At 43.0% G+C, this 13316-nt stretch carries 11 protein-coding genes and 1 CRISPR repeat array; of the genes, 5 read left to right on the top strand and 6 right to left on the bottom strand.

Features of this window, described 5'->3' with window-relative positions:
- Positions 1–126: 126 nt before the first annotated feature.
- Positions 127–2559, bottom strand: coding sequence for a phenylalanine--tRNA ligase subunit beta (gene pheT / locus CV014_RS11705; RefSeq protein WP_236142188.1), 2433 nt, complete (start codon positions 2557–2559; stop codon positions 127–129).
- Positions 2560–2693: 134 nt separating this feature from the next.
- Positions 2694–2933 carry a hypothetical protein gene (locus CV014_RS11700; RefSeq protein ID WP_236142187.1) on the bottom strand — a complete coding sequence of 80 codons (240 nt, stop codon included), beginning with the start codon at positions 2931–2933 and terminating at the stop codon, positions 2694–2696.
- Positions 2934–3020: 87 nt separating this feature from the next.
- Positions 3021–4675: a CRISPR direct-repeat array (repeat unit 37 nt; unit sequence GTTTCCGTCCCCTTGCGGGGAAAGGGTGGTGTTTAAC).
- Between the two features lie 387 nt (positions 4676–5062).
- Between CV014_RS11700 and CV014_RS11695 the strand changes: the two genes are divergently transcribed.
- The 3 genes from CV014_RS11695 (at position 5063) to CV014_RS11685 (ending at position 8963) form a co-directional block, all read left to right on the top strand.
- On the top strand, positions 5063–6163 hold the full coding sequence (locus CV014_RS11695; protein ID WP_236142186.1) for a hybrid sensor histidine kinase/response regulator: 1101 nt from the start codon (positions 5063–5065) through the stop codon (positions 6161–6163).
- A 33-nt stretch (positions 6164–6196) separates the two neighbouring features.
- Complete coding sequence (locus tag CV014_RS11690) at positions 6197–7579, top strand: aldehyde dehydrogenase (protein ID WP_236142185.1); 1383 nt, start codon at positions 6197–6199, stop codon at positions 7577–7579.
- Between the two features lie 292 nt (positions 7580–7871).
- Entirely contained in the window at positions 7872–8963 is a 1092-nt protein-coding gene (locus CV014_RS11685; RefSeq protein ID WP_236142184.1) for a hypothetical protein, read from the top strand.
- Between the two features lie 102 nt (positions 8964–9065).
- Here the strand turns inward: CV014_RS11685 and CV014_RS11680 are convergent, their stop codons facing one another.
- From CV014_RS11680 to CV014_RS11670, 3 genes are all read right to left on the bottom strand, one after another.
- Positions 9066–9659: a sulfite oxidase-like oxidoreductase gene (locus tag CV014_RS11680; protein ID WP_236142183.1), complete on the bottom strand. Its 594-nt coding sequence runs from the start codon at positions 9657–9659 to the stop codon at positions 9066–9068.
- Positions 9660–9943: 284 nt separating this feature from the next.
- Positions 9944–10117: a 50S ribosomal protein L32 gene (gene rpmF / locus CV014_RS11675; RefSeq protein WP_011320324.1), complete on the bottom strand. Its 174-nt coding sequence runs from the start codon at positions 10115–10117 to the stop codon at positions 9944–9946.
- Positions 10118–10258: 141 nt separating this feature from the next.
- Entirely contained in the window at positions 10259–11065 is an 807-nt protein-coding gene (locus CV014_RS11670) for a tetratricopeptide repeat protein (RefSeq protein ID WP_236142216.1), read from the bottom strand.
- Positions 11066–11106: 41 nt separating this feature from the next.
- On the opposite strand from CV014_RS11670, the gene CV014_RS11665 reads away from it, so the two are divergent.
- The gene (locus CV014_RS11665) at positions 11107–11259 is read left to right on the top strand and encodes a histidine kinase (RefSeq protein ID WP_236142182.1); all 153 of its coding nucleotides are present in this window, start codon (positions 11107–11109) and stop codon (positions 11257–11259) included.
- Here the strand turns inward: CV014_RS11665 and ruvB are convergent.
- Entirely contained in the window at positions 11225–12325 is a 1101-nt protein-coding gene (ruvB, locus tag CV014_RS11660) for a Holliday junction branch migration DNA helicase RuvB (RefSeq protein WP_236142181.1), read from the bottom strand. The two genes, CV014_RS11665 and ruvB, sit on opposite strands and share 35 nt — an antisense overlap.
- Positions 12326–12477: 152 nt before the next feature.
- Between ruvB and hisF the strand changes: the two genes are divergently transcribed.
- On the top strand, positions 12478–13251 hold the full coding sequence (gene hisF, locus CV014_RS11655) for an imidazole glycerol phosphate synthase subunit HisF (protein ID WP_236142180.1): 774 nt from the start codon (positions 12478–12480) through the stop codon (positions 13249–13251).
- Positions 13252–13316: the final 65 nt, after the last annotated feature.

The raw sequence follows: 13316 nt of genomic DNA, 5'->3' as shown, positions 1-13316 counted from the left end.
GGAAAGGGTGATAAGTAACGCTGTGTGCAACTTTTTCTCGAACCTAACCCCCAACCCCTTCCCTACGAGGGAAGGGGAGCAAGAGTCAAAGTTGATCTCTTTGCAGGCTACAAAGAGGGGTTGCTTTTAACTTCTGAGGTTAACGCCGAATTTCTCAACTAAGGCTTCGCGGACTTTGTTGTGAACCGGCTCAACTTCGGTATCGGTGAGGGTACGATCGCTCGCCCGATATACTAGACGAAAGGCTAAACTGCGTTGTCCTTGGGGGACGTTCTCACCACGGTATTCGTCAAACAGTTCTACAGATTCTAGTAAGCCTTTACCAGCTTTGTTAATTGCTTTTTCTAGTTCGGCAACGGAAACTTTCACCGGTGCGAAGAAAGCAATATCGCGATCGCTGGCTGGGTAGGTAGAATAGGCTTTAAATGCTGGTACAAGTATTTCGTCTTGGTCTACTGCATCTAACAGCACATTTAAATCTAGCTGGAACAGGTAAACCGATTCTGGTAAACCTTTATCTCTGCGAATTTGAGGATGGAGTTGTCCGAAGATACCTAAACTATTACCACGAATCCATAATGAGGCGGTGCGGCCTGGGTGCAAGCGTGCGTCACGGCAATCGGGCTGATATTCTACTTGTATGCCTAATTGCTGGAAGACGTTTTCTAAAATTCCCTTGGCTTCAAACCAGGTCATGGGTTGTTCTTTACTGCCCTTTGACCATTTGCCCAGGGTTCTGTCTCCGCCCATGATACCAGCGATCGCATCTTTTTCTAACAGACCCTCTTCTTCTTGCCAGAAAATTCGCCCAATTTCAAACCCATTGAGAGAACCGTTACCTTGTTCGAGGTTGTATTGGAATGCGTCGATTAAACCAGAGATTAAATCGGTACGCAAGGCGGAATATTCGGTGAATAGGGGGTTACTTAAAACGATTTGTCGGCTATCCCCTGGTTTAACTAAGGAGTATTGTATTAACTCTGTTAAACCTTCAGCCCGTAAGGTGGCGCGTAACTTGCGGGTTAATTCTTGTTCTACGGGTAAATAACCGGCTTCGGCTTTGTCTGGTAATGTATCACAGAAGTTATCGTAACCGTAGAGACGGGCGATTTCTTCAATTAAATCAATTTCCCGTTCTAAGTCGCGGTAGCGATAGGGGGGTACAGTGACGTTCCAAACTTTTTCGCCTGTGGTTGTGAGTTGACAACCCAAAGCGGTGAGAATTCTTTCTACGTCTTGTGCTGCTAATTCCCCAGTGTCACCTGAAATTACAGGCCCCAACAGTTCATTTACCCTGTCTAACCGCAGAGAAATGGAACGACTCCAGGTAGAGGGGTCAGGACGGGTATCTGCAATTTCTTGGTGGATGATCACACCATCGGTTAATTCTATAATCAGTGACAAAGCGCGACGACAAGCCACTTCTAATTCTGCACGGTTGACACCGCGTTCATATCTTCCTGACGCTTCGCTTCTTAAACCGACATTGCGGGAAGAACGGCGAATGGCGACGGAATCAAATAAAGCTGCTTCTAAGACTAGGCTTTGTGTCCCGTCGTGGACTTCTGTTTCTTCGCCACCCATTACCCCTGCTAAAGCCACGGGTTTATTGTTGGCAGTAATTAATAAATTTTGGGTGGTTAAATTGCGAGTTTGTCCGTCTAGGGTTTTGAGAGTTTCACCGGAGTTAGCAAAACGCACACCAATACTGAAGTTTTCACTAGCACCGACGGATTTTAAACGGTCTTTGTCAAAGGCGTGTAGCGGTTGTCCCCATTCTAGTAATACATAGTTGGTAATATCTACGACATTATTAATGGGACGCACTCCCGCAGCCCGCAGACGTTGTTGTAACCATTCGGGAGAAGGGGCAATTTTCACATTATCAATGACTGTGCCGATGTAAGCCGGACAAGCTTGAGTATCAGCGATTTTTAAACTCAACGCCCCAGGGTTTTGAGATATGGAGATTTCCCCTGGTGCGGGAATGCTTAACTTAGCTGTAGTTAAAGCTGCAACTTCCCGCGCTATCCCTACCATACTCAACGCGTCTGCACGGTTGGCGGTGGCGGTGACATCTAAAATTACGTCATCTAAACCCAATAAAGGACGGACATCACTACCCAAGGTCATATTTTCTTCAGGGAAAATATGAATTCCATCGACATCGGTGGGTAAACCGAGTTCTTTTAAAGAACAAATCATTCCTTGGGATGGAACACCGCGCAGTTTAGCGGGTTTTATTTTTAAATCAATATTGGGTAAATAAGTTCCTGTCGTCGCTATGGGAACGTAGATATCAGCCCGGACGTTAGCAGCACCACAGACAATATTTAAAGTTTCCGCCGCACCGATATCGACTGTGCAGACACTTAGTTTATCAGCGTTGGGGTGGGGTTGACGCTCAAGCACTCTACCCACTACAACGCCGTCAGCCCATGTGCTGCGGTCTTCAATGTCTTCGACTTCAAACCCTGCCATTGTCAAGGTTTCGGCTAGTTCCGTGTGGCTTAGTTTTATCTCTACCAGTTCCCGCAGCCAATTTAGAGAGATTCTCATGGAGTGTGCTTGTTTTCAGACTTTTACTCTAATGTTAGGTCGCCTCTGGTGTTTTGAGGTTTTCCCGTTCACCATCGTACTACGTTAGTTATTAGTCAATGGTCATTAGTCAATAGTCATTAGTCACTAGTCATTTATGTGGGTTGAATGATTTCTAATATCATCTCGTAGGACAAGCTATCTAACTCTGATCTCTCTACTACTACCTCATAACCGAAATCATAGGCATCAAAGCCCTCATCCGTTAAGCTTATACGGTACTGAAAAGCCTCAATAAAATCCTCAGTTTCGTCTCCGTTCTCATCTTCGGGGGTAATGAAGTCTATGTGCTGGGGTTCTATATCGTACATACCGTTGATTGTTATGGTAGTCATAGCTGGTTAAAGTTTTTGTACCCTTGCTGGGAAGAGGCGATGTTTAACTCGTTTACCTGAGTTTGAACTCAAAGATGGTGCTTGGTTGTTTTCATCCCCTTGCGGGGAAAGGGTAGTGTGTAACCGTTGAATCAGCAAAAGCTAAACTTAAAGCTGATGGTGGGATCAAACTGTTTCCGTCCCCTTGCGGGGAAAGGGTGGTGTTTAACCTTTTTCTTTCTCTCTTGGTGATCTCTACATATACCAAGAGGAGAAAGGTTTCCGTCCCCTTGCGGGGAAAGGGTGGTGTTTAACAACTAGAAGCCGAAGTTGACCGCGATTTACATCATTATGCGTTTCCGTCCCCTTGCGGGGAAAGGGTGGTGTTTAACTTGTTGAACCTCTAGGCGTGTAGTAATAAACTCTTGATCAGTTTCCGTCCCCTTGCGGGGAAAGGGTGGTGTTTAACTTGCGATCGCTATGGAGTGCATAGTACATACCCAGACGTTTTTCAACCAGGAAATATGTTTCCGTCCCCTTGCGGGGAAAGGGTGGTGTTTAACTGGTTTCTTAAGATGCACCGAGAATACAGCAAGGGTAATTTGTTTCCGTCCCCTTGCGGGGAAAGGGTGGTGTTTAACTTATGAGCATTTATTCATCGGTGTTTTTGAAGGCGATCGTTTCCGTCCCCTTGCGGGGAAAGGGTGGTGTTTAACAAACCTGGAGAAGAAGAGAAAGCAAGAGCTAGAAGTTTCCGTCCCCTTGCGGGGAAAGGGTGGTGTTTAACACACTTCTGACAACAGCCCAAATAGGTTAAGACCAGGGAATAAAACGTTTCCGTCCCCTTGCGGGGAAAGGGTGGTGTTTAACAAATTAAGAATTTTAACGGTAACAACTGGAGACTGAAGTTTCCGTCCCCTTGCGGGGAAAGGGTGGTGTTTAACGGTGCTGCGGCAGGTGGTGGCGGAGCAACGGCCGGAGCTGGTGCTGCGTTTCCGTCCCCTTGCGGGGAAAGGGTGGTGTTTAACTTCGCGGCAGTCCGCTCACGACCACGCTATCGAAACGCACGCCGCAGTTTCCGTCCCCTTGCGGGGAAAGGGTGGTGTTTAACCTTATGAATTCTTTAGCTTGCTGAGGAGATTCTACTTCTTTCCGATAGGTTTCCGTCCCCTTGCGGGGAAAGGGTGGTGTTTAACTCCCGCCAGGGTTTCTGGCAGCCGTTCATAATCTCGTACTAGGCGGCGGAAGTTTCCGTCCCCTTGCGGGGAAAGGGTGGTGTTTAACTCTCCAATATTTTTAGGTTTGCTTAATCAAAAAAATAGGAACCTTGTTTCCGTCCCCTTGCGGGGAAAGGGTGGTGTTTAACTTAGCTCTAGGAAAGTTTAAGGGAAAAATAGGTAGAGGAAAGGTTTCCGTCCCCTTGCGGGGAAAGGGTGGTGTTTAACGGCAGTCTTACAAATGTGATTCCTCACAGCAATCTAGTTAGAAAAACAAAGTTTCCGTCCCCTTGCGGGGAAAGGGTGGTGTTTAACATTATCAATGCCGGCGCGGCAAATGCTTTACAGCTAGAGTGTTTCCGTCCCCTTGCGGGGAAAGGGTGGTGTTTAACGGGCGATCGCTCGTAATTTGGATAACATAGGACTATTTGTTTCCGTCCCCTTGCGGGGAAAGGGTGGTGTTTAACCTTCTACTACTCTCAGGTTGTTTAGGTGTATTAAGTTTAGGAGTTTCCGTCCCCTTGCGGGGAAAGGGTGGTGTTTAACCCTACCCTGTGGAAACTATTGATATATTTAGTTTTCAAGGTTCGGTTGCGCCGGAGTACGGAAAACGGCGATGTATCAAAAAAAATAATTACTGAATTGCAGATAATTTTTTCTCAAAAATTAGCAACACAAACAATTTAACGAAAAAATGCTAAGGAGTCAAGACTAAAAACCTATATTAGCTGCTAATTTTTGCAAATTACTCTTAAAATCTTGTAATAACTTGCAGCGACAAATTTCAATTCAACTTTACATTGCGTAACATACCCTCAAAAGCTTATCAATAAGCTATTTTCAAAATTGACAGCACACCAACAAACAACAGCTTTCGTTACAAAAACAAACAATTCACCTTGAGCCAACCCCTTATTTTTATCTCGGTGCCTCATGAGTTCACATACTTCGCGCTCTGGCAAAATTTTAGTAGTCGATGACTCTCCTGATAATGTGTTTTTAATTAAAACCATATTGGAGGAAGAAGGCTATACCATCGCTACAGCAGAAAACGGTTATTCCGCACTAGCACAACTGCAAGCATCTCCTTGTGACTTGGTGTTGCTAGATTTAATGATGCCAGGAATAGATGGTTATGAGGTAACTAGGCGCATTCGTGGGGAAATGCAATTACAGCAATATATCCCCATACTCTTAATTACCGCCCATGATGCACCGAATGTAGCCCAAGGATTAGATTTGGGTGCTGATGATTTTATCCGCAAACCCGTAACAGTGGATGAATTATTAGCCAGAGTGCGATCGCTGTTACGGTTAAAGCATAGTATGGATGAACGGGATGAAATCGCCCGTCAGCGAGAGGATTTTGTCTCTCGTCTCACCCATGATTTACGCACTCCCCTAGTAGCAGCTGACAGGATGTTGACGCTATTTGAACAAGGCGCGCTTGGTACATTATCACCACAAATGCAAGAAGCGATTGTGATTATGGGGCGTAGCAATAGTAATTTGCTATCGATGGTGAATACTTTATTAGAAGTTTATCGCTTTGAAGCTGGGCGAAAAACCTTGGCATTTCAACCGGTGAAATTAAGTCAATTACTCCAAGAAGTAGCGGGAGAACTCACAACCTTAGCCCAAGCTAACAGTTTAAGCATCCATCTAGAGTTTGATGATAGGGAAAATTCTACCACCGTGACAGGCGATCGCTTGGAATTACATCGTCTATTTACCAACCTCATCGGTAACGCCATCAAGTTTACTGAGTCTGGTTCAGTGACTATCCGCCTCAAATCTTCTCCCTATGACAGTAAATATATAAATATAGAGATAGCAGACACGGGAAGGGGAATTTCACCCACAGAACAAGCCACACTCTTTGAAAGATTCCGCCAAGGGAGTCACAAAATTTCTGGTAGTGGTTTGGGGTTATATCTTTCCCGGCGCATCGTCGAAGCTCATCACGGTAATATAGTTGTCAATTCTGAATTAGGAAAAGGTAGTGTATTTATTGTCTCTTTAGCGAAGGGATGAGTAGCACTAAATAAAATTATCTGTGAGGAAACAATGATTACAATTGCAAAATCTAACATTCCAGAAATTTTACAAAAACAAAGAAATTTCTTCCAAACTGGTAAAACTAAAGATATCAATTTTCGCCTCGAACAATTACAAAAGCTCAAGGAATTAGTCATCAATGAGCAACCGTTAATTATCAAGGCTTTAAAAGCAGATTTACACAAACCAGAGTTTGAAGCTTACGCTACGGAAATCGGCGCAGTTAAGGAAATTAGTTACGCTATCAAACATCTCAAAAGTTGGGCTAAACCGAAAAAAGCAGATGTACCTTCGGAATTTTTTCCTTACTCCGCTAAAATCTATCCAGAACCTCTGGGGAATCTGTTAATTATCGGCCCTTGGAACTATCCTTTTCAATTAGTTATTTCTCCCTTAGTAGGTGCGATCGCGGCTGGTAATTGTGCTATTGTTAAACCTTCAGAACTTGCACCACACACGTCTAATTTATTAGCACAATTATTTAGTAAATATTTCCCCCCAGAGTATATCACCATAGTAGAAGGTGGTGTGGAAACTAGTCAGGAATTACTCCAAGAAAAGTTTGATCACATCTTATTTACTGGTGGTACAGCCATCGGTAAAATTGTGATGGCAGCAGCCGCAAAACATCTCACCCCTGTTACTTTAGAATTAGGTGGGAAAAGTCCCTGCATTGTTGATACTGAAATTAATCTCGAATATACAGCAAAAAGAATTGTCTGGGGTAAATTTCTCAATTGTGGACAAACTTGTATTGCTCCTGATTATCTGTTAGTAAATCGCCAAATCAAGCAGGATTTAATAGCAGCTTTGCAAAAAACCATCAAAGAATTTTATGGCGATCGCCCAGAAAACAGTCCTGATTATGGCAGAATTATTAACAAAAGACATTTTGAGCGATTGACACAGTTACTCAATCACGGTGAAATCATCCTGGGTGGTGATACTAATCCTGAGCAATTATATATCTCACCCACATTAATTGATCGTGTCTCTCTGGATGCTCCTGTGATGCAAGAGGAGATATTTGGGCCGATTTTACCCATCTTAGAATACACAGACATTACAGAAGCGATCGCCCTGATCAATTCTCGACCAAAACCCCTGGCTTTATACCTATTTTCCCAAAACAAACAATTGCAAACACGAATTTTGCAGGAAACTTCATCCGGCGGTGTCTGTCTGAATGACACCATTATGCAAGTCGGTGTTTCATCATTACCCTTTGGTGGTGTGGGTGATAGTGGTATTGGTAGTTATCACGGTAAAACCAGTTTCGACACTTTCTCACATTACAAAAGTGTCTTAAAAAATTCCTTCTGGCTAGACTTAAACTGGCGATACGCACCATACAAAGATAAATTATCTTTACTCAAGCGAATTATTAAGTAGACGGTGCGTTAGTTAGAACAATTTAGGTTTAACCTAACCCCCTAACCCCATTCCCTTGTAGGGAATGGGGAATTTTTCGGGTTACTATCGGTGCGTTTATCACTTCCAAAAAATCTATAACTTCTCCCTACACCCTTTATACCCTTACACCCTCACACCCCTACACCCTTACACCCCTGTGTTGCTTAGAACATCATAAGCAACAAAATATTGCTTTTACTTGATTTGCGATCGCTAACCACGATACAACCTTAAACGCATAACACATCATTATTTTTAGCCCTTTACACTCATGCGTTATCAAAAACAAATCTTAGGATTAATTAGCTTTACTCTCCTCATGCAAGCTACTCCTGCATTGTCTGCACCTATTAATTCCTCTGGTATTTGCTTAAAAGAAGCTTATCAATTTCCCCCTTTGTTTCTACCAGCACTCCCCCGTATTCAAGTCTCCCTAGCACTCAATGAGACAGCTTTATTAAATCAAGCTTTGGAATTAGCCAGCAATGGAAAACTTGACGAAGCATTACAACTTACACAAAGTATTTCTGATGGGGAAAAACGCTTTTATATTTGGAATGAAATTGCCAGAAGTTTAGCTGCTGCTAATCAGATTTCTACATCTGTCACCTTTGTGCAGAAAATTGCCGACCCTGCTATTAAGAACGAAATTTTTGGTAATCTGACTAGAAGTATCGCATCAGTAGGCAAAACTCAGCAAGCTTTAGAAGTTGCAGGTAATATTGACAACTCAGGTCAACGCGCTTGGGTGGTGAGTGATATAACTAATCAACTAGTAGCAACAGGTAAACTCTCTGAATCATTAGAAATAGCTAGAAATGGCCAGAATAATTCTGACAAATGTTCAATTTTAAGAAGTATAGCTGTTAAATTAGCAGAAGTAGGTAGAATATCTACAGCTTTGCAGATAGCTGACACAATGGAAGACAACTTTTGGCAAAGTTCTACATTGAATAACATTTCTAGCAAACTGTTAGAGACTCAAAAAATATCTCAAGCTGTAGAAATAGCTAAGAAAATTACCGATGAATACTATCAGAATTCTGCATTAGAGGAGATTGGCAATAGTTTAGCGCGCCAAAATAAATTTCCCCAAGCTTTAGGAATTGTGAAAGTTATCAATAGTCCAGAATATAAAGCTAAACTTTTAGTGACAATAGCAACACAATATAGAAAAGTTGCACGCAACCCTGAAGCTTTAGCTATTCTGGCACAAGCTCTACAAATAACCAATGAGAATTTAGAAAGTTACACTCAAATTTCTTTATGGCGTGATATATCTGACGAATACAGAAGGTTGAAACAGGTTGATAAATCCTTGGAAATTTTGTATAAAATAGATGCTCTAGAAACTCTCTACTAAAAATCGGATGTTCGATTGTAGAGATGTTGTGTTGTCAATTCTCTACAATCAATTAAGACCAATTTAGGGTTTTCCTTTTAAACTTCCTACACCCAACTAAGCCTAAAAACTATAACGTTCTTGCGCCCAAGGTTCACCACGACGATGATAACCGTTGCGTTCCCAAAAACCTAATTCTTCTTTGTCTAAAAACTCTAAACCATTAATCCATTTCGCACTTTTCCAAGCGTAGAGATGGGGTACAACTAGCCGCAAAGGCCTTCCGTGTTCGTGTGGGAGAGGTTCACCAAATAATTTCACTGCAAAAAAGTTTTCTTCTCTCACAAAATCCGCCATTGCAATATTAGTGGTGTAACCGCCATAGCAATGTTCCATAATATGGACGGCTTTAGGATCTACCTCAATTAAATTCATAAAATCTGTGACTTTAATCCCCGTCCACTTGACATCTAATTTAGACCAACGGGTGACACAATGGAAATCTGCGGTGAATTCGTGCTGTGGTAGATTCATGAAATCTGACAAACTCAACACCACAGGTTTAGCTAAACCCCAAACTCGAAATTCCCATTCTTCAATATTGATGTTTGGTGCTTGACCGTATGTTAACACAGGAAAGCCTGTTGCTAAGTGCTGTCCTGGGGGGACGCGATCGCTATTTTCTGGATTTGATTTCTGAAAGAATTTCCCTAGCATAATCCCGTTTTAGGTAGAGGGTGTAAGGGTATGGGGTGTAGGTGTGTAGGGGTTAAGATTACTAAAACTTATATACATCAATTTCAGGCAGTGAATATTATTAATACTATTTTCTTACACCCATACAGCCGTACACCCATTTACCACCAAATATTAATTTTGTTGAAAATAGAAAAATCAGTGACTATATATACTTTACTGTTGATGTGATTATTTGATCATCAGTCATGGGTAAAAGGTGATGAGTAGTCGGACTAGTCCAATTACTCATCACCCATTTTCTCTTATTCTTCTTCGTCTTCTTCTTCAGCAGTAGGATAGACAAATGTAGAACGTCCAGTCAAAATAGATTTACCCAAGGAAAGAGCTTTTTGTGCTTCAACAGCAGCTTTGTGTCTCCAGGTAGCCCGACGTTTATCTCTCTTAGATTTCGATGTTTTCTTCTTAGGAACAGCCATGATAGCCGATATTGCAATTCTTGACAACCTTTCTATTCTAAGCGATCGCTAGCCGAAGTCAAAGAAATTGCGAATAGGGCATGGGGCATAGGAAATTGGGCATGGGGAATTGGGCATGGGGAATGGCTGTAGAGATAGTTGTTACTGAATTTTGAGGAATTTATCTAAAGCTGCAACCATGCTGGGAGGCCAACGGCGGATATTTTTCACCCAGTTCATGTCTTTATAACGGCTATCCAAGCCATAGGCTGCTACCCAATTACTTTCGGCTTCGCCCTTTTGGCCACTTACCCAATAAGCGGCTGTTAAAGCTGCACGCACATCTGCAAAATTAGGATATTTGCGGGTAATATTGCGTAATTCGCGGATTGCTTGGTCTTTTTGCCCATTTTCATAGAGTGCTAGGGCATAATTAGCACGGGCGAAGGCAAAGTTAGGTGCAATTTCAAAGGATTTTTGATAATCTGCGATCGCTTCTGACCATTCTCCTAAACCTGCTTTAGCATTACCGCGATTGTTATACGCCATTGCATCTTTAGGGTCGAGTTCTAAGACATGATTATAATCTGCGATCGCCTCTGACCACTTACCCAAACCTTCTAAAGCTGTACCACGATTTAAATAAGGATCGGTGACATTCGGGGCTAATTCCACCGCTTTATTATAATCAGCCAGTGCCGCCTCTAATTTATTCTGACTAACTCGCGAATTCCCCCGATTACTCCACGCCCCTGCATTCGTGGGGAAATTCTCAATAATTTTCGTCCAATACTTTTCTGCCGTGGCAAAATCACCTTTATTAGTCGCCGCAAAAGCTTGATTTGCCCATTCATCACCCTGGGCTAATTGCTCTTGGGTAATTTTAGCTTGTTGGGTTTGCGCCATCACGGGTGTACCCCAACCCAACACAAGAAACAGACTGAGAACTATACTAATTAATTTAATCATCATCTAGGTTGAGATTTTGTTGTGTGTGGAGGGACTGGGGATTGGGGACTGGGGACTGGGGACTGGGAGACAAGGTAGACAAGGTAGATTTTATACCGATGCCCAATGCCCAATGCCCTATGCCCCATTCCCCATGCCCAATGCCCCATGCCCCATTCCCTATAGTAATGACATCTGCTCATTTGGCGGAGTAAATCCCATGTGCTTGTATGCAGCTTTTGTGGCTGTTCTTCCACGGGGAGTCCGGCTTAAATAACCGATTTGCATCAAGTAGGGTTCGTAGACTTCTTCAATGGTTTGGGTGTCTTCTCCGGTAGCTGCGGCAATGGTTTCTAAGCCTACTGGCCCACCATTAAATTGTTCAATAATCACACTCAACATCCGGCGGTCTGTCCAATCTAAGCCACATGGGTCTACCTGAAATAGTTGTAGAGCCTCGGCTGCAATAGTTTCATTAATTTCACTATGAGCTTTTACTTCCGCATAATCACGGACGCGTTTGAGTAGTCGATTAGCTATCCGTGGTGTTCCCCTGGAACGACGAGCAATTTCCGCCGCACCATCTTCAGTGACTTTGGTTTGCAGTAACTGGGAACTCCGCAGGACAATTTTGCTGAGTTCGTCAACTTCATAAAAGCGCAGTTTTTGAATTAAACCGAAGCGATCGCGCAATGGGGAAGTCAAAGCCCCGACGCGGGTTGTTGCCCCCACTAAAGTAAATTTAGATAAGGGTAAACTGCGAATTTTCGCGCTAGAACCTTTACCCACAGTAATATCTAAACGATAATCTTCCATCGCTGGATACAGAATTTCTTCTGTCATCCGTGAAAGTCGATGAATTTCATCAATAAATAAAATATCTCCTGGCTTGAGGTTAACTAGTAGCCCTACGATATCTCTAGGTCTTTCTAAAGCAGGCGCACTAGTAATTTTATAGTTGACTCCCATCTCCGATGCTAATATCATTGCCATTGTTGTTTTACCCAATCCTGGAGGGCCATACAGTAGCAAGTGATCCAAAACTTCACCCCGCGACTTGGCTGCTTTGATGGCAATCTCTAGAACATCCTTGAGGTCTTTTTGTCCAATGTAGTCGGCAAATTTTTGTGGTCTGATACTCTCTTCTTGTTTACCTTGTTCATCAACAGCAGCTTCAGGTTGCAAAATCTTCTCGTTGGGGGCTGTTTTTGCTGACTCCCGACGCTGTTGTGGTTGTCCATTGGGTTCTGGAGGCTGTTTTTTCGAGGAGATGATCGCCATAATTCAGCTTGCAACCTTACGTTTAGTTCTGGAAGTGGCTTAATCTCCGCCTTAATCATGCGTATCCATAAGCTAGCTAAGATTTTCGGCGGGAATACCCACATCAATTTACAATTTAAATTCCGGACAATTACCCAGGAGTAAAAAAATATATGTTATCTAAAAGAATCTTACCCTGTTTAGATGTCAAGGCGGGGCGGGTTGTTAAAGGAGTTAACTTTGTCGATCTCAAAGATGCTGGTGATCCGGTAGAACTGGCGAAGGTTTATAACGATGCCGGCGCAGATGAGTTAGTATTTCTGGATATTACAGCCACTCATGAAGACCGCGATACGATTATTGACGTAGTTTACCGTACCGCCGAACAGGTCTTCATTCCCCTGACTGTGGGTGGTGGTATCCAATCCTTAGAAAATGTTAAAGCTTTGTTACGAGCTGGGGCAGACAAGGTTAGTATTAACTCTGCGGCAGTACGTGATCCTGACTTGATCAATCGGGCTAGCGATCGCTTCGGTAATCAGTGCATAGTAGTTGCTATTGACGCGAGGCGAAGAGTTGACCCGCAAAATCCAGGTTGGGATGTGTATGTGCGTGGAGGAAGAGAAAATACAGGCTTAGATGCCCTACTTTGGGCGAAAGAAGTCGAAAAGCGTGGTGCAGGAGAACTATTAGTGACCAGTATGGATGCCGATGGCACTCAAGCTGGTTATGACATCGAATTAACAAAAGCAATTGCTGAGTCTGTTGAAATCCCTGTGATTGCTTCCGGTGGTGCGGGAAACTGTGAACATATCTATACCGCACTCAATGAAGGTAAGGCGGAAGCTGCTTTATTAGCTTCGCTCCTACATTATGGGCAGTTAAGTGTATCTGAAATTAAGAATTACTTGCGCGATCGTCACATACCAGTACGTTTGTACGCTTAATTCTAAAGCCATTATAGAGATTGAGTCACATTCCCTTTCCATTCAAGACAGTTCTGCAAAAGGAT

Source organism: Nostoc sp. CMAA1605, from assembly GCF_021596505.1.
Classification (GTDB): Bacteria; Cyanobacteriota; Cyanobacteriia; order Cyanobacteriales; family Nostocaceae; genus Trichormus.
Note: the sequence above shows the minus strand (reverse complement) of the source record. Positions and strands in the feature narration are given on the sequence as shown.

Excerpts from the sequence above, each read along its gene's own strand:
- CV014_RS11685 (WP_236142184.1), top strand. The coding sequence starts at position 7,872 with ATGCGTTATCAAAAACAAATCTTAGGATTAATTAGCTTTACTCTCCTC.
- rpmF (WP_011320324.1), bottom strand. The coding sequence starts at position 10,117 with ATGGCTGTTCCTAAGAAGAAAACATCGAAATCTAAGAGAGATAAACGT.
- ruvB (WP_236142181.1), bottom strand. The coding sequence starts at position 12,325 with ATGGCGATCATCTCCTCGAAAAAACAGCCTCCAGAACCCAATGGACAA.
- hisF (WP_236142180.1), top strand. The coding sequence starts at position 12,478 with ATGTTATCTAAAAGAATCTTACCCTGTTTAGATGTCAAGGCGGGGCGG.
- pheT (WP_236142188.1), bottom strand. The coding sequence starts at position 2,559 with ATGAGAATCTCTCTAAATTGGCTGCGGGAACTGGTAGAGATAAAACTA.
- CV014_RS11680 (WP_236142183.1), bottom strand. The coding sequence starts at position 9,659 with ATGCTAGGGAAATTCTTTCAGAAATCAAATCCAGAAAATAGCGATCGC.
- CV014_RS11700 (WP_236142187.1), bottom strand. The coding sequence starts at position 2,933 with ATGACTACCATAACAATCAACGGTATGTACGATATAGAACCCCAGCAC.
- CV014_RS11690 (WP_236142185.1), top strand. The coding sequence starts at position 6,197 with ATGATTACAATTGCAAAATCTAACATTCCAGAAATTTTACAAAAACAA.
- CV014_RS11670 (WP_236142216.1), bottom strand. The coding sequence starts at position 11,065 with ATGATTAAATTAATTAGTATAGTTCTCAGTCTGTTTCTTGTGTTGGGT.
- CV014_RS11695 (WP_236142186.1), top strand. The coding sequence starts at position 5,063 with ATGAGTTCACATACTTCGCGCTCTGGCAAAATTTTAGTAGTCGATGAC.